The sequence below is a fragment of the Nocardioides aestuarii genome (assembly GCF_039527245.1).
In the GTDB taxonomy this organism is placed as follows: Bacteria; Actinomycetota; Actinomycetes; order Propionibacteriales; family Nocardioidaceae; genus Nocardioides; species Nocardioides aestuarii.
The window spans coordinates 41,040-64,608 of record NZ_BAAAJT010000002.1 but is presented as its reverse complement, the minus strand read 5'-3'; the positions used below and the strand labels follow the sequence as shown (position 1 = coordinate 64,608).

Below are 23,569 nucleotides of genomic sequence, written 5' to 3'. Positions count from 1 at the left end.
CGACATCCTTTAACGAGCCGTCCCGTGAGGCGGAGAAGGAGGTCCGGCACGCTGATGGCTGCCACCCCCACCGACGGAAGCGCCGGGACCACGGTGCTCGACGCCCGTGACGTCTCCCGGGCACTCACCCGCATCTCCCACGAGATCCTCGAGCGCAACAAGGGTCCGCGCGACCTGGTCCTGCTCGGGATCCCCAGCCGCGGTGTCCCGCTCGCCGAACGCATCGGCGAGAAGATCGCCGGGGTCGAGGGCGACCCCGTGCCGGTCGGGTCGCTCGACGTGACGATGTATCGCGACGACCTGCGCCGTGGCCCGGTCCGGGCGCTCCTCCACACCGAGATCCCGCCCGGCGGCATCGACGGCAAGGTCGTGGTGCTCGTCGACGACGTCCTCTTCTCCGGCCGGACCATCCGCGCCGCGCTCGACGCCCTCACCGAGATCGGCCGTCCTGCCGCCGTCCGGCTGGCCGTGCTGGTCGACCGCGGCCACCGCGAGCTGCCGATCCGTGCCGACTTCGTCGGCAAGAACCTGCCGACCTCGCTGGTCGAGCGGGTCCGGGTCACCGTGGCCGAGATCGACGGCGAGGACGCGGTCACGATCGAGGGCCGGGGCACGGCCGACGAGGGGGAGGACCTCTGATGCGACACCTGCTGTCCGCGGCCGACCTGAGCCGCGACGAGGCCGAGCTGGTGCTGACGACCGCCGCCGAGATGCGGTCGCTCGCCGACCGGCCGATCAAGAAGCTGCCCGCGCTGCGCGGCCGCACCGTGGTCAACCTCTTCTTCGAGGACTCCACCCGGACCCGGATCTCCTTCGAGGCCGCGGCCAAGCGGCTCTCGGCCGACGTCATCAACTTCGCAGCCAAGGGTTCCTCGCTCTCGAAGGGCGAGTCGCTCAAGGACACCGCCCTCACGCTCGAGGCGATGGGGGCCGACGCGGTCGTCGTCCGCCACAGCGCCAGCGGCGCGCCCTACCGCCTGGCCCACTCGGGCTGGGTCCACTCCAGCGTCGTCAACGCCGGCGACGGCACCCACGAGCACCCCACCCAGGCCCTCCTCGACGCCTTCACGATGTGGCGCCACCTGGGCTCGCTCGACGGACGCAAGGTCGCCCTGGTCGGTGACGTCCTCCACTCGCGGGTCGCCCGCTCCAACGCCCTCCTGCTCCAGACGCTGGGGGCCGAGGTCACGCTGGTGGCGCCGCCGACGCTGCTGCCCGTCGGCGTCGACACGTGGGGCGTCGAGACGTCCTACGACCTCGACGCCGTGCTGCCGAAGACCGACGTGGTGATGATGCTCCGCGTCCAGCGCGAGCGGATGAGCGGCGGGTTCTTCCCCACGGCGCGCGAGTACTCCCGCCGCTACGGTCTCGACGGCCGCCGGATGGCCACGCTGCCGGACCACACGATCGTGATGCACCCCGGCCCGATGGTCCGTGGCATGGAGATCACCGCCGACGTCGCCGACTCCGACCGCTCGGTCATCGTCGAGCAGGTCACCAACGGCGTCGCCGTGCGGATGGCCGTCCTCTACCTGCTGCTCAGCGGCGCCGACACCGACGACGAAGGACTCGACGCGTGACCACCTACCTGATCCAGAACGCCGCGATCCTCGGGGGCGCGCCGACGGACCTGCTGCTGCGCGACGGCGTCGTGGCCGAGATCGGCGACGGCCTGTCCGCCGACGGGGCCGAGGTGGTCGACGGCAGCGGCCTGGTCGCGCTGCCGGGCCTCGTGGACCTCCACACCCACCTGCGCGAGCCGGGCCGTGAGGACGCCGAGACCGTCCTGACCGGCACGCAGGCCGCGGCGATGGGCGGCTTCACCGCCGTCCACGCGATGGCCAACACCGAGCCGGTCGCCGACACCGCCGGCGTCGTGGAGCAGGTGTGGCGCCTCGGGCGGGAGGGGGGCTACTGCGACGTCCACCCCGTCGGCGCGGTCACCGTCGGGCTCGGTGGCCAGCAGCTCGCCGAGCTCGGCGCGATGGCCGACTCCGCGGCCCGGGTCCGGGTCTTCTCCGACGACGGCCACTGCGTCGACGACGCGGTGCTGATGCGCCGCGCGCTGGAGTACGTCAAGGCCTTCGACGGCGTCGTCGCCCAGCACGCCCAGGAGCCGCGGCTGACCGAGGGCGCCCAGATGAACGAGGGTGAGCTCTCCGGACGGCTCGGGCTGACCGGGTGGCCCGCCGTCGCCGAGGAGGCGATCATCGCCCGCGACTGCCTGCTCGCCGCCCACGTCGGCTCGCGCCTCCACGTCTGCCACGTCTCGACCGCCGGGTCGGTCGAGATCGTCCGCGACGCCAAGCGGAAGGGCGTCGACGTCACCGCCGAGGCCTGCCCCCACCACCTGCTGCTGACCGACGAGCTGGCGACGACCTACGACCCGATCTACAAGGTCAACCCGCCGCTGCGCTCCCGCGAGGACGTCGAGGCGCTGCGTGCCGGCCTCGCCGACGGCACGATCGACGTCGTCGCCACCGACCACGCGCCCCACCCCCACGAGGACAAGGACTGCGAGTGGGCGGCCGCCGCCTTCGGCATGCTCGGTCTCGAGACCGCGCTGTCGATCGTGCAGGAGACGATGGTCGACCCCGGTCTCCTCGACTGGGCCGGTGTCGCCGAGCGGATGTCGGCGACGCCCGCGCGGATCGGCCGGCTGGCCGGGCAGGGGCGTCCGATCGCGGTGGGGGAGCCGGCCAACGTGGTGCTCTACGACCCGTCCGTGCGCCGCACGGTGGAGCCGGGCGAGTCGGCCTCGCTGTCGCGCAACACGCCGTACGCCGGCATGGAGCTCCCGGGTCGGGTCGTGGCGACGTTCCTCCGGGGCAGGGCCACCGTCCTCGACGGGAAGCTCACCTGAGGCGTCTCACCTGCGACGGGTGACCCGCGCGGCGCACGGCGGGCGCACGCTGGGGCCATGGAGCACACTCTGTCCCAGCGGCTCGCCGCGGAGTTCCTCGGCACCTTCGTCCTCGTCCTCGGCGGCTGCGGGTCGGCGGTCCTCGCAGCGGGGGTCGCCGATGTCGGCATCGGCTTCGCCGGCGTCGCCCTCGCCTTCGGCCTGACGGTGCTGACGATGGCCTACGCCGTGGGCCACGTGAGTGGCGGGCACTTCAACCCCGCCGTCACCCTCGGCCTGACCCTCGGCAAGCGCTTCGCGTGGAAGGACGTCCCGGCCTACGTCGTCACCCAGGTCGTGGCCGCGGTCGCGGCCGCCCTGGTCCTGTTCGTCGTCGCGAGCGGCAAGGACGGGTTCTCCGCCTCGGAGTCGGGGTTCGCCACGAACGGCTACGGCGACCGGTCGCCCGACGGCTACTCGCTGCTCGCCGTGCTGGTGGTCGAGGTGGTCCTCACCGCCGTCTTCCTCTACGTGATCCTGGGCGCCACGGACACGCGCGCGCCCAAGGGCTTCGCGCCGATCGCGATCGGGCTGTCGCTGACCCTGATCCACCTCGTGAGCATCCCGGTCAGCAACACCTCGGTGAACCCGGCGCGCTCCACGGGCCCGGCGCTCTTCGCCGGCGGGGAGGCGCTCGGCCAGCTGTGGTTGTTCTGGCTGGCACCCCTGATCGGCGCCGCGATCGCGGGCCTCACCTACGCCGCGCTGCTCGGCAAGGCGCAGGCCGCCGTGCCGCTGCCGGAGGCCACCGAGGGCTGACGCGTGTCGCCGCCACCGCGGCGCGCGCTCGGGCTAGCGTGCTGCGCGGCGGATCCGGCTGGCACGCAGACGGGCGCCCACGTCTCGGACGACTGGGAGGAACCCGATGCGTACCACCACCCGAGCCGCCCTCGCGCTGGCGGCGACGGCGACCCTGACGATCTCGTCGGCCGCGGCGGCCGCACCCGGCCGCAACAACATGCAGGCCGACGCGGAGCGCTCGACGGCGGGCGCGAGCGTGTTCAAGGTCAACCCGGTGCAGTCGTCGGGAGACCAGACCCTGACCGACCAGAAGGATTCCGCGACCGCCGTGCCGGTCGACGAGTACGCCCCCGTCGACCTGACACGGCTCGACGGCAGCGGCTACCTCCGGGGCGACTGGGTCACCGTCGAGTCCTCGACCGGCAAGGCGGCGTACTCGGCGACGGGGAGCTATCTCTACAACCGCGCCGAGGACCAGTTCGAGCAGGTGATGGCCTACTTCTGGATCACCCGAGCCCAGGACTACCTCCAGGGCCTCGGATTCGGCAGCACGCTGCCCGGCGTCATGGACGAGCAGATCGCGGTCAAGATCAACCAGCTCGGCGGCGACAACAGCTATCAGACCGACAAGCCGTTCCGGCTCCGCTTCGGCAAGGGCGGCGTCGACGACGCCGAGGACGCCGAGGTGATCGTCCACGAGTACGGCCACGCGATCCAGGCCGACCAGGTCCCGGGCTACGGCACGAGCTTCGACGCGCGCGTGATCGGCGAGGGCTTCAGCGACTACCTCGCCGTCAGCGTCGGCCTCGCCGTCTCGGCGGACGAGGGCTGGGACACCCGCCCCGACAACGATCCCTACGAGACCAGCCGTGGGTGGGAGGCCGAGGCGTGCTTCGCCGACTGGGACGCCACCGAGGTCAGCCCGTTGCCGGTGAAGTGTCTGCGGCGGCTCGACCAGACCTTCACGACTGCCGACCGCACCGGTGACCTCTATCGCGAGTCCATGATCTGGAGCGGCGCCCTCTGGCAGATCCGCAAGGCCTACGAGGACCTGGGCGTGGGCAGCGCGGCGTGGGACACCACGCTGATCGTCTCCCAGTTCGGCTACGCGCCGGGCACGTCCTTCGCCGCCGCCGCGCAGCAGGCCGTCGACACGGCCGCCCAGCGCGACGGCACCGCGGCTGCGGATGCCGTTCGGGCCGAGTTCGTCGAGCGAGGCATCCTCAGCTGAGCCTGAGTCGCCGGGCGTGCAGCCGCTCGTAGGCCGGCCGGCACGCCGCGGCGACGGCCGCGTCGTGGGGGGAGAGGTCCACCTCGCGGGGCGCGTACGCCGCGAAACCGGTCGACGCCCACACCGCGTCGTACCAGTGGGGGGCCCACACCCCGTCGCTGTCGCGCGGTCCTGCGGGCCAGTGGAGCATCCGGTCGGTGAAGTCGATGCCGAGCCACTCGCAGAGCCAGCGCAGGTGGCCCTCGGGGTCGCGGAGGAAGTCGGTGGCGTCGATGACCGGCGGCTCGTCGTCGAGCGCGTCGAGCAGCGCTACCTGCTGGAGCAGCCCGATGTCCTCGGGCTCGCAGGCCTCGCGCGACCTCACGTAGGACGCGACGACCTCGGCCGGGTCACGGACCAGCAGGACGTTGCGGAACCCGCGCGCCCAGGACAGGTCCTGGCCCGGCGCGAGGTGGTGCGTCATGTGCTTGGCGTAGTGGACCGCGACCCCCTCCGGCAGCGGCGCGGCCAGACCGGCCACGACGTCGTCGACGTCGGTGGGCTGGGAGGCGATGACCTCCGCCGCGGCCGGGTGGTCGAGCCCGGTCCGGTGGAGGAAAGCGGCATAGAAGGGCTCGTCGACGACGACCGTGTCCGGCCGGTTCTCCCAGGCCCGCATCATCGCGGTCGAGATGTTGCGCGGGCCGCTCCACATCGCGACCCGGACGGGCGGCTGTGCCGTCACGGCGCCGTCCGCCGGGCGACGTCGGCGGCCACGTGCTCGGCGTACAACCGCTGGAGCCGTTCGACGACCGGACCGCGGGCGCCGCTGCCGATGGTCCGTCCGTCGACGGTGCGGACCGGCACGACCCCGGCGAAGGTGCCGGTCACGAAGGCCTCGCTCGCGCTGTAGACGTCGGTGAGGCTGAAGGTCGTCTCCCGGGCGGGGATGCCCGCGCCCCGGCAGACGTCGAGGACGTTGCCGCGGGTGATCCCGCCGAGGCAGAACCGGCCGTCCGAGGTCCACACCTCGTCGGTCGGCGTCACGATGAAGAAGTGGGTGGAGTTGCAGGTCGCGACGAACCCGTGGGGGTCGAGCATCAATGCCTCGTCCGCGCCGGCCGTGTAGGCCTGGATGCACGCCTGGATGTCGTTGAGCTTGCTGTGGGCATTGAGCTTCGGGTCGAGCGTGTCCGGCGTCGCCCGCCGGACGTGGGTGGTGAACAGGGTGATCCCCTCGGTGACCGTCGCCGGCAGCGGCTCCTTGTGCTCCGCGATCACGACCACCGTCGCGGGCCCGATCGTCACCCGCGGGTCCTGGTAGGGCGTCGACTTCACCCCACGCGTCACCATGAGCCGGATGTGCACACCGTCGGTCATGTCGTTGGCGGCGAGGGTGTCGTAGAGGGCCCGTGTCAGCTCCTCGCGACTCATCCCGATGTCGAGCATGATCGCCGCGGCGCCCTGCCACAGCCGGTCGAGGTGGGTCTCGAGGAAGGCGGGGTGGCCGTCGGCGACCCGGAGCCCCTCCCACACGCCGTCGCCGAGCACGAAGCCGGAGTCGAAGACCGACACGACGGCCTCCGCACGTGGCTTCAGCTCGCCGTTGACCCAGATCAGGATGTCGTCGTTGCGGGGGTCGTCCCCGTGGTCGTGCGTCCCCTTGGCCATGCGCCGACCCTAGTGAGGACGCGGGAAAACCGGTGGCCGGTCCGCGGCGGGCCGCCTACCGTGGACGCATCATGTGGATCCACGCCTGACCCGACCCGCGTCCGCGGCGCCCCTGCCCGGCGGGTCACGACCCCTCCGTCGACAGGCATCCCATGACCTCCCCGCTGCAGCCCCTCGTCCTCACCGACGTCTCCGTCTCGTTCCCCGACCGCACCGTCCTCTCCGGCATCGACCTGATCGCCCAGCCCGGGCGCCGGATCGGCCTGGTGGGGGAGAACGGGGTCGGCAAGTCCACCCTGCTGCGTGCCGCCGCAGGGCGGCTGCCGGCGCGCGCCCGGCTCGGGGGGAGCGTGACGGCACCACCGGACCTCGTGCTCCTCGGGCAGGAGCCGCCGTTCCGGGACCACCTCACGGTCAGGGAGGTGCTGGACGCCACCCTCGCGCCGTTGCGGACGGCCGCGGCCGACGTCGAGCGGCTCGCCGCCGACCTGCCCGAGGCGGGGGAGGAGTACGCCGCGCGGCTGGAGTGGGCGGTGGCCCACGACGCGTGGGACGCCGACAGGCGCGCCCTCCTGGCCGCCGAGCGGCTGGGGCTGGGCGGTGTGGCTCCCGACCGTCGGGTCGGGTCGCTGTCCGGCGGCGAGCGCACCCGGCTCGCGCTCGCCACGATCATGACCACACGGCCGACCTGCCTGCTGCTCGACGAGCCGACCAACCACCTCGACGACGACGCCGTCGAGGTCCTGGCGGGGTTCCTGCGGGAGCTGCCGGGGGTGGTGCTGCTCGCCAGCCACGACCGGGTGCTGCTCGACGACGTCGCGACCGACCTGGTCGACCTCGACCCCTCCGTCCTCGGCACCGACGGTCGTGGCGGCCGCCGCTTCGGGGGCGGCTGGTCGGCCTACGAGCAGCACCGCCAGGAGGCCAGGCGCCGCTGGGAGGAGACGTGGGAGAACCAGCAGGAGGAGCTGGAGCGGTTGCGCGCGGCGACCCGGATCGGCTCGTCCGCGGTCGCCCACGGGCGTGCGCCGCGGGACAACGACCGCTTCATCCACGCGTTCAAGGGCGCCCGGGTCGAGCAGACGGTCGCGCGCCGCAAGCGGCAGGCGGAACGGCGGCTCGACGCGGCCGAGCGGGAGCAGGTCCGCAAGCCACCGGCCCCGCTGCGCTTCGACGGCGCGCTCACGCAGGGATCGGGGACCGGTCGCGTCGTCATCGCCCGGGACCTCGAGGTGCGAGGGCGCCTTCGCCTGCCCCGTCTGGACGTGACCGCGGGCGAGCACCTGCTGGTGACCGGGGCCAACGGCGTGGGGAAGTCGACCCTGCTCGGCACGCTGTCGGGCCGCGTCCGTCCTGACCGCGGCTCGGCGCTCGTGGCTGCACGCCGTGTGGCCGAGCTCGAGCAGGACGTGGTCTTCGCCGACCCGCGTCTCGACGCCGCCACGACCTATCGCCGACGGGTCGGGGAGGAGACGGCGGCGGACACGCCACTGCGCTCGCTCGGGCTGCTGCACCCACGGGACCTGCGGACCCCGGTCGGTCGGTTGTCCGTCGGCCAGCGTCGGCGCCTCGGGCTCGCACTCGCGGTCGCGACGGGTCCGGACCTGCTGCTGCTCGACGAGCCGACCAACCACCTCTCGCTCACGCTGGCCGGGGAGCTGGAGGAGGCGCTGGGTCGCAGCGCCGGCACCGTCGTCGTCGCCTCCCACGACCGGTGGTTGCGTCGCCGGTGGGACGGGCGGGAGCTGCGGCTGCTCCCGCCGTCGTGAGGCCGGGTCAGCCGCGCCGGTGGACGCGGATCGCGTTGTGCGAGCCCGCGTCGCGGACCTGCGTGGCGCCCCGCCGCACGACGACGCGGTTGTCGTCGCCGCCGACGGCGACCGCGTCGAGGCGCCGGTAGCGGACCCGGTTCGCGTCGCCGGGCACGCGGGCGTCGTAGCCGCGCCGGGCGTGGAGCGCATGACCGCGGCCGCGCACGACGGCGTCGGTCACCTGGTCGGCGGTGACCGTGGAGCCGCGACGGGCGAGCAGGAGCTCCTCGACGAGGCCGTCCACCGCGACCGTGCTGTGCTTCGAGGCCACGTCGGCGTCGCGGACACTGGCGGCCTCGACCCGCTGGCCGCGGCCCTTCACGACGAGCTGGTCGATGGTCTTGCCGTGCACGGTGTTGCCGTGCCCGAGGACCACCAGCTTCTGGGTGGCCGGCAGGTTGACGACCGTGTCGTCGGCCTCCACGCGGACCGTCCCGCAGGTGCCCTGGAGGTCGTAGGTGACGTCGTCGAGGCGCAGCGTCACGTTGTCGTCACACGGAGTGGGGATCCCGCCGACGGCCTGCGCAGGCGAGGAGACGACGGCCACGACGGCGAGCAGGCCGCCCACAGCGGCGCCCGCGAGGGCGCCGGTCAGCCAGACCCGGCCGGGTCGGTCGGTCGTGCAGGGCATGGGGTTTCCTCCCGGTCGCCAGCAACTACATACCCACAGTACGTACTGCGGGTACGGAACCTCAACGCGAGGTGCATCACGCCGGTGGGGCCACGGCGAGACCGTGCGGAGAATGGTCCCGGCCGCTGGTAGGGTCGGGCCCGATCGAACATCCTTTAACGATCCGTCCCGTGAGGCGGAGAAGGAGGTTGGACGCAGGTGACACCTGCCCCCGCACTTCTAGTCCTGGAGGACGGCCGCACCTTCCGCGGCGACTCCTACGGCGCCGAGGGCGAGACCTTCGGCGAAGCGGTCTTCTCCACCGGCATGACCGGCTACCAGGAGACGCTGACCGACCCGAGCTACCACCGCCAGGTCGTCGTCATGACCGCCCCCCACGTCGGCAACACCGGCATGAACGACGAGGACCCCGAGTCCTCGCGGATCTGGGTCAGCGGCTACGTCGTGCGCGATCCCGCCCGGATCCCCTCGAGCTGGCGCTCCCGCCGCAGCCTCGACGACGCGCTGCGTGAGCAGGGGGTCGTCGGCATCAGCGGCGTCGACACCCGCGCCCTCACCCGCCACCTGCGCGAGCGCGGCGCGATGCGCGTCGGCATCTCCACGACCGAGACCGACCCCGAGGCGCTGCTGCTCCGCGTGCGCGAGCAGGACGGGATGGCCGGCGCCAACCTGTCCGAGGCGGTCTCCACCGCCGGGGCCTACGTCGTGCCGGCGGTGGGGGAGAAGCGGTTCACCGTCGCCGCCCTCGACCTCGGCCTCAAGGCCAACACCCCGCGGATGATGGCCGAGCGCGGCATCGAGGTGCACGTGCTCCCGGCCACCGCCTCACTCGAGGACGTGCAGGCCGTCGGTCCCGACGGGCTCTTCTTCTCCAACGGGCCGGGCGACCCGGCGGCCACGACCGGTCAGGTCGAGCTGCTCCGGGGGGCCCTCGAGGCCGGCATCCCCTACTTCGGGATCTGCTTCGGCAACCAGCTCTTCGGTCGCGCGCTCGGCCTCGGCACCTACAAGCTGACCTACGGCCACCGCGGCATCAACCAGCCGGTCATCGACCGCACCACCGGCAAGGTCGAGGTCACCGCCCACAACCACGGCTTCGCCGTCGAGTGGCCGGGCGACACGGCCCTCGACGCGCCGGTCGCCACGCCCTACGGCGAGGCGCGAGTCTCCCACGTCTGCCTCAACGACAACGTCGTGGAGGGCCTGGAGCTGCGTGAGGGCGAGCGGCTGCTGGCCTTCAGCGTCCAGTACCACCCGGAGGCGGCGGCCGGCCCGCACGACGCCGCCTACCTCTTCGACCGCTTCTGCGAGCTCATGGAAGGTGGTCGCTGATGCCGAAGCGCACCGACATCCAGTCCGTCCTCGTCATCGGTTCCGGCCCGATCGTCATCGGCCAGGCCTGCGAGTTCGACTACTCCGGCACCCAGGCCTGCCGGGTGCTGCGCCAGGAGGGCCTGCGGGTCATCCTGGTCAACTCCAACCCGGCGACGATCATGACCGACCCGGAGTTCGCCGACGCGACCTACGTCGAGCCGATCACCCCCGAGTTCGTCGAGCGGGTGATCGCGAAGGAGCGCCCCGACGCGCTGCTCGCCACGCTCGGCGGACAGACCGCCCTCAACACCGCGATGAAGCTCGACGAGCGCGGGGTGCTCGAGAAGTACGGTGTCGAGCTGATCGGTGCGAGCATCGACGCGATCAACCGCGGCGAGAACCGTGAGTCCTTCAAGAAGATCGTCGAGGAGCTCGGCGGCGAGGTCGCCCGCTCCTACATCTGCCACACCATGGACGATCTCATCGCCGGTGCGGAGCACCTCGGCTACCCGACGGTCGTGCGGCCCTCCTTCACGATGGGCGGCTCCGGTTCCGGCATGGCCTACGACGAGGCCGACCTGCGCCGCATCGGCGGCGGCGGTCTCGCGGCGTCCCCGACCAGCGAGGTCCTCCTCGAGGAGTCGATCATCGGCTGGAAGGAGTACGAGCTGGAGGTGATGCGCGACCAGGCCGACAACGTCGTCATCGTCTGCTCCATCGAGAACCTCGACCCGATGGGCGTCCACACCGGTGACTCGATCACCGTCGCGCCGGCCATGACCCTCACCGATCGCGAGTACCAGCACCTCCGCGACCTCTCGATCGGCATCATCCGCTCGGTCGGCGTCGACACCGGCGGCTGCAACATCCAGTTCGCGGTCAACCCCGACGACGGCCGCGTCGTCGTCATCGAGATGAACCCCCGGGTCTCGCGCTCCAGCGCCCTCGCGTCGAAGGCGACCGGCTTCCCGATCGCCAAGATCGCGGCCAAGGTGGCGATCGGCTACACGCTCGACGAGATCCCCAACGACATCACCACGCGACCCGGCGGGCTGACCACCCCGGCCAGCTTCGAGCCGACGCTCGACTACGTCGTGGTCAAGGTGCCGCGGTTCGCCTTCGAGAAGTTCCCCGGCGCCGACCCGGTCCTCACGACCCACATGAAGTCGGTGGGAGAGGCGATGGCGATCGGGCGCAGCTTCACCGAGGCGCTCCAGAAGGCGCTGCGGTCGCTGGAGAGCCCCGACGCGCCGTTCGACTGGAGCCACCGCCACGTCGACCTCGACAAGCCGACGCTGCTGGCCGAGGCCGGCACGCCCCACGACGGTCGGCTGCGCGTCGTCATGGACGCGATCCGCGCCGGGGCGACGCCGCAGGAGGTCCACGACGCCACCGGCATCGACCCGTGGTTCGTCGACCAGCTCTGCCTGGTCAACGAGATCGCCCAGGACGTCATCGAGGCTCCGGAGCTGACCCCCGACCTGCTGCGTCGCGCCAAGCGCCACGGCTTCTCCGACGCCCAGCTCGGTCGGATGCGCAACCTGGCCGAGCCGGTCGTGCGCGGGGTGCGCCACGCGCTCGGCATCCGCCCGGTCTACAAGACGGTCGACACCTGCGCGGCCGAGTTCGCCGCCGCGACGCCCTACCACTACTCCTCCTACGACGAGGAGACGGAGGTCCAGCCGCGCGAGACGCCGGCCGTGGTGATCCTCGGGTCGGGGCCCAACCGGATAGGCCAGGGGATCGAGTTCGACTACTCCTGCGTCCACGCCTCGCTCGCGCTCGGCCAGGCCGACGGCGGCGCCGGCTTCGAGACGATCATGGTCAACTGCAACCCCGAGACGGTCTCGACCGACTACGACACCTCCGACCGGCTCTACTTCGAGCCGCTGACGCTGGAGGACGTGCTCGAGATCGTGCACGCCGAGCAGGCGGCCGGCCCGATCGCCGGCGTCATCTGCCAGCTCGGCGGACAGACGCCGCTCGGCCTGGCGCAGGGCCTGGCCGACGCGGGGGTCCCGATCGTCGGCACGACGCCCGAGGCGATCCACCTCGCCGAGGAGCGAGGCGCCTTCGGCCGGGTCCTGACCGAGGCCGGGCTGCCCGCGCCCAAGCACGGCATGGCCTCCTCCTTCGACGAGGCCCAGGCGATCGCGGCCGAGATCGGCTACCCGGTCCTCGTCCGGCCGTCCTACGTCCTCGGCGGCCGCGGCATGGAGATCGTCTACGACGACGAGGCGCTCGAGGGCTACATCGACCGCGCCACCGCGATCAGCCCCGAGCACCCGGTGCTGGTCGACCGGTTCATCGACGACGCCGTCGAGATCGACGTCGACGCGCTCTACGACGGCCGCGAGCTCTACCTCGGCGGCGTGATGGAGCACATCGAGGAGGCCGGCATCCACTCCGGCGACTCGTCGTGCGCCCTGCCGCCGATCACCCTCGGCGACGCCGAGATCGGCCGGATCCGCGAGGCCACCGAGGCGATCGCCCGCGGCGTCGGCGTACGCGGCCTGATCAACATCCAGTTCGCACTCGGCTCCGACGTGCTCTACGTGCTCGAGGCCAACCCGCGCGCCTCCCGCACCGTGCCGTTCGTCTCGAAGGCCACGGCCGTGCCGCTGGCGAAGGCGGCCGCCCGCGTGATGATGGGCGAGTCGATCGCGTCGCTGCGCGCCGAGGGCGTGCTGGCGGCCGAGGGCGACGGGGGAGACCTGCCGCCCGACTCGCCGATCGCGGTCAAGGAGGCGGTGATGCCCTTCAACCGCTTCAAGACGCCCGACGGCCAGACCGTCGACACCGTGCTGGGGCCGGAGATGCGCTCGACCGGCGAGGTGATGGGCTTCGACGCCGACTTCGGTCGCGCGTTCGCCAAGTCGCAGGCCGCGGCCTACGGCGCGCTACCGACCAGCGGCCGGGTGTTCGCCTCGATGGCCAACCGCGACAAGCGGACGATGATCTTCCCGATCAAGCGGCTGGCCGACCTCGGCTTCGAGATCCTCGCGACCCAGGGCACCGCGGAGGTGCTGCGCCGCAACGGCGTCGACGCCCGGGTGGTGCGCAAGCACTTCGAGGGCACCGGACCCGGCGGGGAGCCGACGACGGTGCAGCTGATCGCCGACGGCGAGATCGACATGGTCGTCAACACCCCGGCCGGCTCCAGCGGCGCCTCGGCCCGTACCGACGGCTACGAGATCCGCACCTCCGCGGTGCTCGCCAACATCCCGTGCATCACGACGGTGCAGGGGCTCGGTGCTGCGGTGCAGGGGATCGAGGCGATGCGGGCCGACGACCTCGAGGTCTGCTCCCTGCAGGAGTGGGCGCAGCACACGGGGCAGCGGTGACGGCCTACGACGCACTGTTCCGCCACGCCTTCACGCGGGTCGAACCCGAGAAGGCGCACCACCTCGGGTTCCGCGCCGTCCGGGCGGCGGCGCCGGTCTCGAGCCGGCTCGCCCTGCCCGGCGGACCGGTCCGCGCGATGGGGCTGGCGTTCCCGAACGTGCTCGGCCTGGCGGCGGGGTTCGACAAGAACGCGGTCGGCGTCGACGGCCTCGCGGGGCTCGGCTTCGGCCACGTCGAGGTCGGCACCGTGACGGGCCGCCCCCAGCCCGGCAACCCGCAGCCACGGCTCTTCCGGCTCCCCGCCGACGGCGCGGTGGTCAACCGCATGGGCTTCAACAACGACGGCGCCGCCGTGGTGTCGCAGAGGCTCGCTGCGTGGCGATCCCGGCGCCACCGCCACACGCCGGTCCTCGGGGTCAACATCGGCAAGACCAAGGTCGTCCCCGAGGACGACCAGGCGGCCGTCGAGGACGACTACCGGCTCAGCACCCGGCTGCTCGCCCCCTACGCCGACTACCTGGTCGTCAACGTCTCCTCGCCGAACACCCCGGGGTTGCGCAGCCTCCAGTCGGTCGAGCGACTCGGCCCGCTGCTCGACGCCGTGCGTGCCGAGGCCGACGCGACGACCGCGCGGCGGGTGCCGCTGCTGGTCAAGATCGCCCCGGACCTCGCCGACGAGGACGTGCTGGCCGTCGCCGACCTCGCGAAGCAGCTCGGGCTCGACGGGATCACCGCGACCAACACCACGATCTCCCGCGAGGGCCTGACCAGCAGTCCGGCGGAGGTCGAGGCGATCGGGGCCGGCGGACTGTCGGGCCGTCCGCTGACCGCTCGGGCGGAGCAGGTCATGCGGCTGCTGCGCGACCGGGTCGGCCCCGACCTGACCCTGGTCGGGGTCGGCGGCATCACGACCGTCGACGACGCCCGCGCCCGGCTCGCGGCCGGCGCCACCCTGCTCCAGGGCTACAGCGCCTTCGTCTACGAGGGACCGCTGTGGCCACGACGGATCCTGCGCGGGGTCGCTTCCGGATGACCGAGGAGCGGGGGCCCCTCCACGTCACCGGCGAGCTGCTGGCGACGAAGCGGATCGGTGCCCACCACCACCTCACCGTCGTCGCCCGCGGCGTCCCCGAGCGGTTCCGCCCGGGCACCTTCGTCGCCGTGTCGACCGGCGCCGAGCGGCTGGCACGCCGCCCGCTGTGGATCCACCGCGTCCGCCCGACCGGCGGCTACGGCGCGACGCTCGAGCTGGTCGTCGAGGAGCGCGGGCCCGGCACCCGCTGGCTGGTCTCGCAGCCGGCCGGCACCCGGCTCGACGTGATCGGCCCGCTGGGTCGGCCGTTCTCGCTGCCGAAGGAGCCGGTGGCCTGCGTCCTCGTCGGCGAGGGCTACGCCGCCGGTCCGCTCTTCCCGCTCGCCGAACGGCTCCGCGAGCGGGGCTGCGCGATCACGATGGTGCTCGTCGCCCCCGACGAGGCCCACCTGCTGTCGGCGCTCGAGGCGCGCCGCTCGGCCCGGGCCGTCACGGTCGTGACCGCCGACGGCTCGGTCGGCCAGCGGGGGAGCGTCGCCGACGTGCTCGACGAGACGCTCGAGCGGGCAGGGGCCGCGGTCGTCTACGCCGCTGGACCCGACGAGGTCCTCCACGCTGCCGCGGCGGCCGCCGAGCGAGCAGGCGCCTGGAGCCAGGTCGCGCTCGAACGCCCCATGGCCTGCGCCACCGGTCTCTGCCACGGCTGCACGGTGCCGGTCGCCGGCGAGGGCGGCCACACCCGGCTCGTGCGATCGTGCACGGAAGGCCCGGTCCTCCGCGGCGACCGCGTCGTGTGGGACGGCGGTGAGGCATGAGCCTGGCACTGGCCAACCCCGTCATGGTGGCGTCCGGGTGCGGCGGCACCGGACGCGAGCTGGCGGCGTACGGCGACCCGGCGGAGCTGGGCGGCTTCGTCACCCGCTCGATCACGCTCGCCCCGCGCGCCGGCGGTCATCAGCCGCGGATCGTCGAGACGCCGTCCGGCCTGGCCCACGCCGTCGACCTCCACAACCCGGGCGTCGACCAGTTCCTCGCCCTCGAGCTGCCGTGGCTGCTCCAGCAGGGCGTGACCACCTTCGTGTCCGTGGTCGGCCGCACGTTGGGGGAGTACGCCGAGATCGCGCGACGGCTGGGCCGCACCCCGGGCATCGCCGGGGTCGAGGTCAACCTGTCGCCGCCCGACGCCGCCGCGAGCAGCGTGTTCGACGCCCGCGAGCCCTTCCACGCCGCGTCGGTCGTCGCCGCGGTCCATCGCGACCTCCCGCGCGGCGTCCCGGTGCTCGCCAAGGTGCGACCCGACCCGGTTCGCGTCGCGGAGACGGCCCGCGCCGTGCTCGAGGCCGGGGCGGACGCGGTCGTCGTCGGGAACGCCCTGCCGGCGGCGATGCCCGACGGCCGCGACGCCGGGCTGAGCGGACCCGCCGTGAGGCCGCTGGCCGTGCGCTGCCTCACCGAGGTGCGGGCCGCGCTCCCCGACGCGACCGTCGTGGCGTGCGGCGGACTCGCGACCGTCGACGACGTCACCACGGTGCTCGAGCTCGGCGCCACCGCCGTCCAGATCGGCACCGCACTGCTGCACGACCCCACGACCGCCCACCGGCTCGTCGGCGCCCTGGCCGCCCCGGTGGCAGGAGAGGATGAGGCATGACCGCCACGAGTCCCGTCAGCTTCGGCGCGCGCGTCCAGGCGGCGATGGCCGACCGCGGCCAGTTCTGCGTCGGCATCGACCCCCACGGCGCGCTGCTCCGCGACTGGGGCCTCACCGATGACGCGGCCGGGCTCGAGACCTTCGCGATGACCGTCGTGGAGGCCGTCGCCCCCCACTGCTCGGTGGTCAAGCCGCAGTCGGCGTTCTACGAGCGCCACGGCAGCCGCGGGGTCGCCGTGCTCGAGCGGGTGATCGCCGAGTCGCGTGCGGCCGGGGCCCAGGTGCTGCTCGACGTCAAGCGTGGCGACATCGGCTCCACCTCCCAGGCCTACGCCGACGCCTACCTCGACCCGGCCTCGCCGCTCGCGGCGGACGCGATCACCGCCAGCCCCTTCCTCGGGTTCGGCTCGCTCGACCCGATGGTCGACACCGCCCGGCGCCACGGCGCCGGCGTGTTCGTGCTGGCCCTCACCTCCAACAAGGAGGGGCCAGAGGTCCAGCACGCCACCACCGACGACGGCGCCAGCGTCGCCGGCCTCGTCCTCGACCGGCTGCGCGGCCTCAACGCGGGCGCCGACCCGCTCGGCTCCTTCGGTGCCGTCGTCGGTGCGACGATCGCCGACCCCGCCGAGGACCTCGCCATCCACGGCCCGCTCCTCGCGCCCGGCTACGGCGAGCAGGGCGGCGGCCCGGCCGACATCGCCCGGATCTTCGGCGGATCGGCGCGCCACGTGCTGGCCAGCTCGAGCCGTGCCGTGCTGCGTCTGGGCCCCGACCGGGCCGCCATGACCGACGCTGTCCGGCGTGCCAACGACGAGCTCGCCGAGGCCCTCGCGTGAGGCGTCCTGCGGGTAGCGCTCTCGTGCTCCTGCTCGCGCTCGCCGGGTGCAGCAACAGCCCCGAGGACGTGCGCGCCGACTACTGCTCGAGCGTCCGGGACCAGCAGGAGCGGCTCAGCGGCATCCTCGCCGAGGAGCGGCCCGATGCCCTGTTGCGGGCGCTGCCCGTCTTCCGTGAGCTCTCCGGCCAGGCGCCGCGCGACGTGGCCGACGACTGGACGCTGCTCATCGAGGCGCTCGAGGGCCTCGACGAGGCGCTGGTCGAGGCCGACGTCGACCCCGGTGACTACGACGCGGGCGACCCGCCGGCCTCCGTCACCGGGGCCCAGCAGCGGTCGATCGCCGAGGCGGCCGACGCGCTCACGCGACCGGAGGTCGTGGCGGCGTACGACGGGGTGAAGCAGCAGGCGGTCGACGTCTGCAACACACCGTTGTTCCGGTGAGGGGACGGCTGGGCGGGCGCCTGCATTGCAGCAGGTCAGCGCGGGTGACTAGATTGCGTCCCTGAACGTCCCGCACCCCCAGCGCCGGCCGAGAAGGAACGACAAGACCCGTGGCACTGCCTCCACTCACTCCCGAACAGCGTGCAGCCGCACTCGAGAAGGCGGCCGCCTCCCGGCGGGAGCGGGCCGAGGTGAAGAACCGGCTGAAGCACGCGGGCGCCTCGATCGCCGACGTGCTCCACGAGGGGGAGACCAACGAGGTCATCGGCAAGATGCGGGTGCTCGACCTGCTCCAGGCGATGCCCGGTCTCGGCAAGGTGCGCGCGCGCCAGGTCATGGAGCGGCTCGGCATCGCCGAGAGCCGCCGCGTCCGCGGACTCGGCGCCAAGCAGGTCGCCGCGCTCGAGCGCGAGTTCGGCACCGCCTCGGATGCCTGACGCGGCTGCCCGCCGGTCGCGCCTCGTCGTCCTCGCCGGACCCACCGCGGTCGGCAAGGGCACGGTGGCGGCCGACATCCGCGAACGACACCCCGAGGTCTGGATCTCCGTCTCGGCCACCACCCGGCCGCCGCGTCCCGGGGAGGTCGACGGCGTCCACTACTGGTTCGTCTCCGATGCGGACTTCGACCGGATGATCGGCGCGGGCGAGCTGCTCGAGTGGGCCGTGGTCCACAAGGCGGCGCGCTACGGCACGCCGCGCCGCGCGGTCGACACCATGCTCGACGACGGTCGCCCTGCGCTCCTCGAGATCGACCTCCAGGGGGCGCGGCAGGTCCGCGAGACGATGCCCGAGGCGCTGTTCGTCTTCCTCAAGCCGCCCTCGTGGGAGGAGCTCGTCCGCCGCCTCACCGGCCGCGGCACCGAGTCGGCCGAGGAGCAGGCCCGTCGCCTCGAGACGGCGCTCGACGAGCTCGCCGCCGAGGAGGAGTTCGACGTGACCATCGTCAACCACGAAGTTCACGCCGCCGCGGAGGAGTTGGTAGCCTTGATGACTGACCAGGTCAGCGGCCCCGAGGAGTCCACCGACTCCTGACCGGCTCGGCCGCGACCACCCACCACCACCCAGCGAGGCCTCCCGCGTGTCTGCACCGAACATCGCCGCCGAGGGCGTGACCAACCCGCCCATCGACGAGCTGCTCACCAAGACCGACAGCAAGTACCAGCTGGTCCTCTACAGCGCCAAGCGCGCGCGGCAGATCAACGCCTACTACTCCCAGCTCGGCGAGGGTCTGCTCGAGTACGTCGGCCCGCTCGTCGACACCCACGTGCAGGAGAAGCCGCTCTCCATCGCGCTGCGCGAGATCAACGAGGACCTGCTCACCTGCGAGGACGTCGACCCGGCCGAGCTGGCCGCGGAGGAGGAGGCCCGCAAGGCCGCCCTCGAGGTCGACACCCCCGGCGAGTGACCTGCTAGGACCACGAGCACCCCGATGAGCAGCCCGCGCGTCGTCCTCGGCGTCGCCGGCGGCATCGCGGCCTACAAGGCCTGCGAGCTGCTGCGGGCGCTCACGGAGTCCGGGCACGACGTCACGGTCGTGCCCACCGAGGCGGCGCTGAACTTCGTCGGCGCCGCCACCTGGTCGGCCCTCTCGGGCAAGCCGGTGCACACCGGGGTCTGGGACGACGTCCACGAGGTGCCCCACGTCCGCCTGGGCCAGTCGGCCGACCTGGTCGTCGTCGCCCCGGCGACCGCCGACCTGCTGGCCCGCGCCGCCCACGGCCGCGCCGACGACCTGCTGACCAGCACCCTCCTCACCGCGCGTTGCCCGGTCGTGATGGCCCCGGCCATGCACACCGAGATGTGGGAGCACCCGGCGACGGTCGCCAACGTCGCCACGCTCCGCGAGCGGGGCGTCCTCGTCCTCGAGCCCGCCGAGGGACGCCTCACCGGCGTCGACACCGGGAAGGGTCGCCTGCCCGAGCCGGTCGAGATCTTCGAGGCCTGCCGCCAGGTGCTCGCCCGCGGCAGCGACGTCGACGACCTCCGGGGCCGTCATGTCGTCGTGTCGGCGGGCGGCACCCGCGAGCCGCTCGACCCGGTGCGCTTCCTCGGCAACCGTTCCTCGGGCCTGCAGGGCTACGCCCTGGCGCGGGCCGCGGTCGCCCGGGGTGCCGAGGTCACGCTCGTGAGCGCCAACGTCACGCTGCCCGACCCGGCCGGCGTCAAGGTCGTGCGGGTCGGCACGACCTCCGAGCTGCGCGACGCCGTCGTCTCCGCCGCCGCGGCCGCCGACGCGGTCGTGATGGCCGCCGCGCCCGCCGACTTCCGGCCGGTCGACGTCAGCGACTCCAAGATCAAGAAGGCCGACGACGGCACGGCCCCCACGATCGACCTGGTCCAGAACCCCGACGTCCTCGCCGAGATCTCCCGCGAACGCGGCCGCGCCGACTCGGTGGTGGTGGGGTTCGCCGCCGAGACGGGTGACGACGCCGGCTCGGTGCTCGACCACGCGCGCGCCAAGCTCGCGCGCAAGGGCTGCGACCTGCTCGTGGTCAACGACGTGAGCGGGGGTGCCGTGTTCGGCAGCCCCGACAACCAGGCCGTCGTCCTCGGGTCCGACGGGAGCGCCACCGAGGTCCCGCGCGGCACCAAGGCCGACCTCGCCCACGTGATCTGGGACCACGTGGCGGCACGTCTGAACCGCTGAACGGCCGGGGGCTAGGGTTGGCGCGAATCCTCCCGGGACAGAGAGTGAGCTGCACGTGCCTGGACGCCTCTTCACGTCGGAGTCGGTGACCGAGGGTCACCCCGACAAGATCGCCGACCGGATCAGCGACACGGTCCTCGACTACCTCATGGAGCACGACCCCGACCGGGCCAACCTCCGCACGGCGGTCGAGACCCTGTTGACGACCGGCCTGGTGGTCGTCGCGGGCGAGGTCCGCACCAACGCCTACGCCCCGGTCGCCGAGCTCGTGCGCCAGGCGATCCTCGAGATCGGCTACGACTCCTCCGAGAAGGGCTTCGACGGCGCGAGCTGCGGCGTCCAGGTCGCGATCGGCGGCCAGAGCGTGGACATCGCCGCGGGTGTCGACGACGGCCACGAGGCGCGGATCGGCTCCTCCGAGGACGAGCTCGACAAGCGGGGCGCGGGCGACCAGGGACTGATGTTCGGCTACGCCTCCGACGACACCCCCGAGCTGATGCCGCTGCCGATCATGATCGCCCAGCGCCTCTCCCAGCGGCTGACGGAGGTCCGCAAGGACGGCACGCTCGCCTACCTGCGGCCCGACGGCAAGACCCAGGTCACGATCGAGTACGACGCCGAGGACCGTCCCGTCCGGATCGACACCGTGGTGCTCTCGACCCAGCACGCGGAGGAGATCGACCACGCGACGCTCGAGGGTGACATCAAGAAGCACGTGATCGACGCCGTCCTCGACGGCTTCGACCTCCCGAACGAGGGCTACCGGCTGCTGGTCAACCCGACCGGCAAGTTCGTGGTCGGCGGGCCGATGGGCGACGCAGGCGTGACCGGCCGCAAGATCATCGTCGACACCTACGGCGGCATGGCCCGCCACGGCGGCGGCGCCTTCTCGGGCAAGGACCCGTCGAAGGTCGATCGTTCCGCGGCCTACGCGATGCGCTGGGTGGCCAAGAACGTGGTGGCGTCCGGTCTCGCGCGCCGCTGCGAGGCCCAGGTCGCCTACGCCATCGGCAAGGCCGCGCCCGTCGGCGTGTTCATCCAGACCTTCGGCACCGGCGTGATCCCCGACGAGGACATCCAGCAGGCCGTCCTGAAGTGCTTCGACCTGCGTCCCGCCGCGATCATCCGCGACCTCGACCTGCTCCGGCCGATCTACGCCGCGACCTCGGCCTACGGCCACTTCGGCCGCGAGCTCCCGGAGTTCACCTGGGAGCGCACCGACCGCGCCGCCGACCTGAAGGCCGCCGCCGGGCTCTGACGCGCCGGCCGGCACCGTCGGCGACCGCTGGTAGACACACCCCATGCCTGCTGCCGACCCCGAGCCCGAGATGCTGCCCGGCCTGCGGGCCTCGGTGGCCGACTCGCGGGCGAAGGCCGCGGCGACGCGGGCCCGCAAGCGGGCCGAGGTGCAACCGGCGGCCACCGACCCGGTGGCCCGCGTGCTGGTCGACCTCCCGCTGGCCCACCTCGACCGGCCCTTCGACTACCTCGTCCCCGAGCCCCATGCCGACACGGCGGTGCCCGGCGCTCGCGTGAAGGTCCGGTTCGCGGGCCAGGACGTCGACGGCTTCGTGGTCGAGCGTGCGGGGGCCTCCGACCACGAGGGCCGGCTCGCCCCGTTGCGACGGGTCGTCAGTCCCGAGCCCGTGCTCAGCGTCGAGGTCGCGCGCGTGGCCGCCGCGGTCGCTGAGCGCTACGCCGGGAGCCGCGCCGACGTGCTGCGGCTGGCCGTGCCGCCGCGCCACGCGACGACCGAGGCGAAGCCGAGCCCGGAGCCCGACGAGCCGCCCGGGCCCGACGCCGGCGCGGCGGCCGAGGCCTGGGCCGGTCACGACCACGCCGACGCGTTCCTGTCCCACCTGGCGGCCGGGGGCTCGCCGCGAGCCGTCTGGACGGTGGCCCCCGCCACCGACTGGCCGCGCGCCCTCGCCCACGCCGCGGCCCACACCCGGGCGAGCGGGCGCGGCGCGTTGCTCGTCGTCCCCGACCGGCGCGACCTCAGGCGGGTCGACGCTGCGCTCACCGCGGTGATGGGGGAAGGCCACCACGTCACGTTGGCGGCCGACGCCGGGCCGGCGGCCCGCTACCGCGACTTCCTCGCGGTGTCCCGCGGCAGTCGGCGGGTGGTCCTCGGCACCCGCGCCGCTGCCTTCGCCCCCGTCCACGACCTCGGGCTGGTCGCGCTCTGGGACGACGGCGACGACCTGCTCGCCGAGCCCCGCGCTCCCTACCCCCACGCCCGCGAGGTGCTGCTCCTCCGGGCCGAGCAGGCAGGCGCCGCGGCGCTGCTGGGCGCCCACGGCCGCTCGGTGGAGGCGCTCGGGCTGGTCCGCACGGGGTGGGCCCGCGAGATCGCGCCGCCCCGCGAGGTGCTCCGCGACCGGGTGGCGGTCCAGGTGGTCGACCCTGCCGTCCGTGACCACGGGGCGCGCGTGCCACGAGCGGCCCACGACGCCGTGCGAGCCGCCCTCGCCGGCGACCCGCCCGGCCCCGTGCTCGTCCAGACGCCCCGCAGCGGCTACGCCCCGGGCCTCGCCTGCGAGCGATGCCGGACACCCGCCCGCTGCGAGCGGTGCTCGGGCCCGCTCCAGCTCTCCGGCCCGACCGAGCCCCCCGCGTGCCGCTGGTGCGGGGACGCGGCGCCCGGGTGGGCGTGCGGCGAGTGCGGTCACCGTGGTCTGCGCGCCCCGGTGGTGGGGGAGTCGCGCACCGCCGAGGAGCTCGGCCGGTCCTTCCCCGGCGTGCCGGTGCTGGCCTCGGCCGGCGACCACGTGCGCGACGGCGTGGGACCGGCGCCGGCGATCGTGGTGGCCACCCCCGGCGCCGAACCGGTGGCCGACGGCGGCTACGCCGCCGTGCTCCTCCTCGACACCTGGCAGCCGCTCGCCCGGTCCGACCTGCGCGCGGGGGAGGAGGCCCTGCGTCGTTGGTTGGGCGCCGCCGCCCTGGTCCGGCCCGGTGGCCGGGTCGTGGCGGTGGGCCAGCCGGAGCAGCCCGCGCTCCAGGCCCTGGTGCGCTGGGACCCCGCCGGCTTCGCCGAGCGGGAGGCCCACGAGCGTGCAGCGGCCCACCTGCCCCCGGCGTCGCGGATCGCCACCGTCTCCGGCCCTGCCGGAGCCGTCGACGACGTGCTCACGCTGCTCGACCTCCCGGAGGGGGCCGAGGTGCTCGGCCCGGTGCCCCACGAGGAGGGTGTGCGCGTCGTCCTCCGGGTGCCTCGCGCCGCCGGTGCGCGGCTCAGCCGCGCCCTCGGCGAGCTCCAGCGAGTGCGTTCGGCCCGCAAGCTCGACCCGGTCCGGGTCCAGGTCGACCCGCCGACTCTCTAGACTCGCCT

22 protein-coding genes are annotated in these 23,569 nt (G+C 73.5%); 19 read left to right on the top strand and 3 right to left on the bottom strand.

All coding sequences use genetic code 11. From position 1 onward, the window contains the following. Window positions 1–54 precede the first annotated feature (54 nt). The 5 genes from pyrR (at window position 55) to ABD091_RS00335 (ending at window position 4,874) form a co-directional block, all read left to right on the top strand. A complete protein-coding gene (gene pyrR, locus ABD091_RS00355; protein WP_343915117.1) occupies window positions 55–639 on the top strand; it encodes a bifunctional pyr operon transcriptional regulator/uracil phosphoribosyltransferase PyrR in 585 nt (194 codons plus the stop codon). Next, entirely contained in the window at window positions 639–1,580 is a 942-nt protein-coding gene (locus ABD091_RS00350) for an aspartate carbamoyltransferase catalytic subunit (RefSeq protein WP_343915116.1), read from the top strand. The genes pyrR and ABD091_RS00350 overlap by 1 nt, the downstream gene beginning before the upstream one ends. Beyond that, entirely contained in the window at window positions 1,577–2,863 is a 1,287-nt protein-coding gene (locus ABD091_RS00345) for a dihydroorotase (protein ID WP_343915115.1), read from the top strand. Before ABD091_RS00350 ends, ABD091_RS00345 begins: the two co-directional genes overlap by 4 nt. 57 nt (window positions 2,864–2,920) lie before the next feature. Next, the gene (aqpZ, locus tag ABD091_RS00340; protein ID WP_343915114.1) at window positions 2,921–3,661 is read left to right on the top strand and encodes an aquaporin Z; all 741 of its coding nucleotides are present in this window, start codon (window positions 2,921–2,923) and stop codon (window positions 3,659–3,661) included. A 106-nt stretch (window positions 3,662–3,767) separates the two neighbouring features. Further along, complete coding sequence (locus tag ABD091_RS00335) at window positions 3,768–4,874, top strand: bacillolysin (protein WP_343915113.1); 1,107 nt, start codon at window positions 3,768–3,770, stop codon at window positions 4,872–4,874. Here the strand turns inward: ABD091_RS00335 and ABD091_RS00330 are convergent. Together ABD091_RS00330 and ABD091_RS00325 are read right to left on the bottom strand one after the other, a co-directional pair. Next, a complete protein-coding gene (locus ABD091_RS00330) occupies window positions 4,867–5,598 on the bottom strand; it encodes a sulfotransferase-like domain-containing protein (protein ID WP_343915112.1) in 732 nt (243 codons plus the stop codon). The genes ABD091_RS00335 and ABD091_RS00330 overlap by 8 nt on opposite strands. Next, a complete protein-coding gene (locus ABD091_RS00325; RefSeq protein ID WP_343915111.1) occupies window positions 5,595–6,524 on the bottom strand; it encodes an aminotransferase class IV in 930 nt (309 codons plus the stop codon). The genes ABD091_RS00330 and ABD091_RS00325 overlap by 4 nt, the downstream gene beginning before the upstream one ends. A 152-nt stretch (window positions 6,525–6,676) precedes the next feature. Between ABD091_RS00325 and ABD091_RS00320 the strand changes: the two genes are divergently transcribed. Next, window positions 6,677–8,293 carry an ABC-F family ATP-binding cassette domain-containing protein gene (locus tag ABD091_RS00320; protein ID WP_343915110.1) on the top strand — a complete coding sequence of 539 codons (1,617 nt, stop codon included), beginning with the start codon at window positions 6,677–6,679 and terminating at the stop codon, window positions 8,291–8,293. Window positions 8,294–8,300: 7 nt separating this feature from the next. Here ABD091_RS00320 and ABD091_RS00315 read toward each other — a convergent pair whose 3' ends face one another. Beyond that, window positions 8,301–8,966, bottom strand: coding sequence for a DUF3060 domain-containing protein (locus ABD091_RS00315; RefSeq protein ID WP_343915109.1), 666 nt, complete (start codon window positions 8,964–8,966; stop codon window positions 8,301–8,303). 198 nt (window positions 8,967–9,164) lie between these two features. Between ABD091_RS00315 and carA the strand changes: the two genes are divergently transcribed. From carA to ABD091_RS00250, 13 genes are all read left to right on the top strand, one after another. Beyond that, on the top strand, window positions 9,165–10,298 hold the full coding sequence (carA, locus tag ABD091_RS00310; protein WP_343915108.1) for a glutamine-hydrolyzing carbamoyl-phosphate synthase small subunit: 1,134 nt from the start codon (window positions 9,165–9,167) through the stop codon (window positions 10,296–10,298). After that, window positions 10,298–13,624 (top strand): carbamoyl-phosphate synthase large subunit, encoded by a 3,327-nt coding sequence (gene carB, locus ABD091_RS00305; protein ID WP_343915107.1) that lies wholly within the window; start codon window positions 10,298–10,300, stop codon window positions 13,622–13,624. The genes carA and carB overlap by 1 nt, the downstream gene beginning before the upstream one ends. Then, a complete protein-coding gene (locus ABD091_RS00300; protein WP_343915106.1) occupies window positions 13,621–14,658 on the top strand; it encodes a quinone-dependent dihydroorotate dehydrogenase in 1,038 nt (345 codons plus the stop codon). Before carB ends, ABD091_RS00300 begins: the two co-directional genes overlap by 4 nt. Continuing rightward, window positions 14,655–15,473, top strand: coding sequence for an iron-sulfur cluster-binding protein (locus ABD091_RS00295; protein WP_343915105.1), 819 nt, complete (start codon window positions 14,655–14,657; stop codon window positions 15,471–15,473). The genes ABD091_RS00300 and ABD091_RS00295 overlap by 4 nt, the downstream gene beginning before the upstream one ends. Next, the gene (locus ABD091_RS00290) at window positions 15,470–16,306 is read left to right on the top strand and encodes a nitronate monooxygenase (RefSeq protein WP_343915104.1); all 837 of its coding nucleotides are present in this window, start codon (window positions 15,470–15,472) and stop codon (window positions 16,304–16,306) included. Before ABD091_RS00295 ends, ABD091_RS00290 begins: the two co-directional genes overlap by 4 nt. Beyond that, complete coding sequence (pyrF, locus tag ABD091_RS00285; protein ID WP_343915103.1) at window positions 16,303–17,145, top strand: orotidine-5'-phosphate decarboxylase; 843 nt, start codon at window positions 16,303–16,305, stop codon at window positions 17,143–17,145. The genes ABD091_RS00290 and pyrF overlap by 4 nt, the downstream gene beginning before the upstream one ends. After that, window positions 17,142–17,588 carry a hypothetical protein gene (locus tag ABD091_RS00280; protein WP_343915102.1) on the top strand — a complete coding sequence of 149 codons (447 nt, stop codon included), beginning with the start codon at window positions 17,142–17,144 and terminating at the stop codon, window positions 17,586–17,588. Before pyrF ends, ABD091_RS00280 begins: the two co-directional genes overlap by 4 nt. 110 nt (window positions 17,589–17,698) lie before the next feature. After that, complete coding sequence (gene mihF, locus ABD091_RS00275; RefSeq protein ID WP_343915101.1) at window positions 17,699–18,025, top strand: integration host factor, actinobacterial type; 327 nt, start codon at window positions 17,699–17,701, stop codon at window positions 18,023–18,025. Then, window positions 18,018–18,620, top strand: a complete 603-nt coding sequence (gene gmk, locus ABD091_RS00270; RefSeq protein ID WP_343915100.1) for a guanylate kinase — start codon at window positions 18,018–18,020, stop codon at window positions 18,618–18,620. Before mihF ends, gmk begins: the two co-directional genes overlap by 8 nt. Before the next feature lie 46 nt (window positions 18,621–18,666). Continuing rightward, window positions 18,667–18,993, top strand: coding sequence for a DNA-directed RNA polymerase subunit omega (gene rpoZ, locus ABD091_RS00265; protein WP_343915099.1), 327 nt, complete (start codon window positions 18,667–18,669; stop codon window positions 18,991–18,993). A gap of 24 nt (window positions 18,994–19,017) precedes the next feature. Continuing rightward, entirely contained in the window at window positions 19,018–20,235 is a 1,218-nt protein-coding gene (gene coaBC, locus ABD091_RS00260; protein WP_343915098.1) for a bifunctional phosphopantothenoylcysteine decarboxylase/phosphopantothenate--cysteine ligase CoaBC, read from the top strand. Window positions 20,236–20,290: 55 nt separating this feature from the next. Continuing rightward, window positions 20,291–21,493 carry a methionine adenosyltransferase gene (gene metK, locus ABD091_RS00255; protein ID WP_343915097.1) on the top strand — a complete coding sequence of 401 codons (1,203 nt, stop codon included), beginning with the start codon at window positions 20,291–20,293 and terminating at the stop codon, window positions 21,491–21,493. 43 nt (window positions 21,494–21,536) lie between these two features. Beyond that, the gene (locus ABD091_RS00250) at window positions 21,537–23,561 is read left to right on the top strand and encodes a primosomal protein N' (RefSeq protein ID WP_343915096.1); all 2,025 of its coding nucleotides are present in this window, start codon (window positions 21,537–21,539) and stop codon (window positions 23,559–23,561) included. The last annotated feature ends 8 nt before the right edge of the window (window positions 23,562–23,569 follow it).

Excerpts from the sequence above, each read along its gene's own strand:
- ABD091_RS00315 (WP_343915109.1), bottom strand. The coding sequence starts at position 8,966 with ATGCCCTGCACGACCGACCGACCCGGCCGGGTCTGGCTGACCGGCGCC.
- gmk (WP_343915100.1), top strand. The coding sequence starts at position 18,018 with ATGCCTGACGCGGCTGCCCGCCGGTCGCGCCTCGTCGTCCTCGCCGGA.
- pyrR (WP_343915117.1), top strand. The coding sequence starts at position 55 with ATGGCTGCCACCCCCACCGACGGAAGCGCCGGGACCACGGTGCTCGAC.
- ABD091_RS00295 (WP_343915105.1), top strand. The coding sequence starts at position 14,655 with ATGACCGAGGAGCGGGGGCCCCTCCACGTCACCGGCGAGCTGCTGGCG.
- ABD091_RS00335 (WP_343915113.1), top strand. The coding sequence starts at position 3,768 with ATGCGTACCACCACCCGAGCCGCCCTCGCGCTGGCGGCGACGGCGACC.
- pyrF (WP_343915103.1), top strand. The coding sequence starts at position 16,303 with ATGACCGCCACGAGTCCCGTCAGCTTCGGCGCGCGCGTCCAGGCGGCG.
- ABD091_RS00320 (WP_343915110.1), top strand. The coding sequence starts at position 6,677 with ATGACCTCCCCGCTGCAGCCCCTCGTCCTCACCGACGTCTCCGTCTCG.
- carB (WP_343915107.1), top strand. The coding sequence starts at position 10,298 with ATGCCGAAGCGCACCGACATCCAGTCCGTCCTCGTCATCGGTTCCGGC.
- ABD091_RS00325 (WP_343915111.1), bottom strand. The coding sequence starts at position 6,524 with ATGGCCAAGGGGACGCACGACCACGGGGACGACCCCCGCAACGACGAC.
- ABD091_RS00350 (WP_343915116.1), top strand. The coding sequence starts at position 639 with ATGCGACACCTGCTGTCCGCGGCCGACCTGAGCCGCGACGAGGCCGAG.
- coaBC (WP_343915098.1), top strand. The coding sequence starts at position 19,018 with ATGAGCAGCCCGCGCGTCGTCCTCGGCGTCGCCGGCGGCATCGCGGCC.
- ABD091_RS00290 (WP_343915104.1), top strand. The coding sequence starts at position 15,470 with ATGAGCCTGGCACTGGCCAACCCCGTCATGGTGGCGTCCGGGTGCGGC.
- ABD091_RS00250 (WP_343915096.1), top strand. The coding sequence starts at position 21,537 with ATGCCTGCTGCCGACCCCGAGCCCGAGATGCTGCCCGGCCTGCGGGCC.
- aqpZ (WP_343915114.1), top strand. The coding sequence starts at position 2,921 with ATGGAGCACACTCTGTCCCAGCGGCTCGCCGCGGAGTTCCTCGGCACC.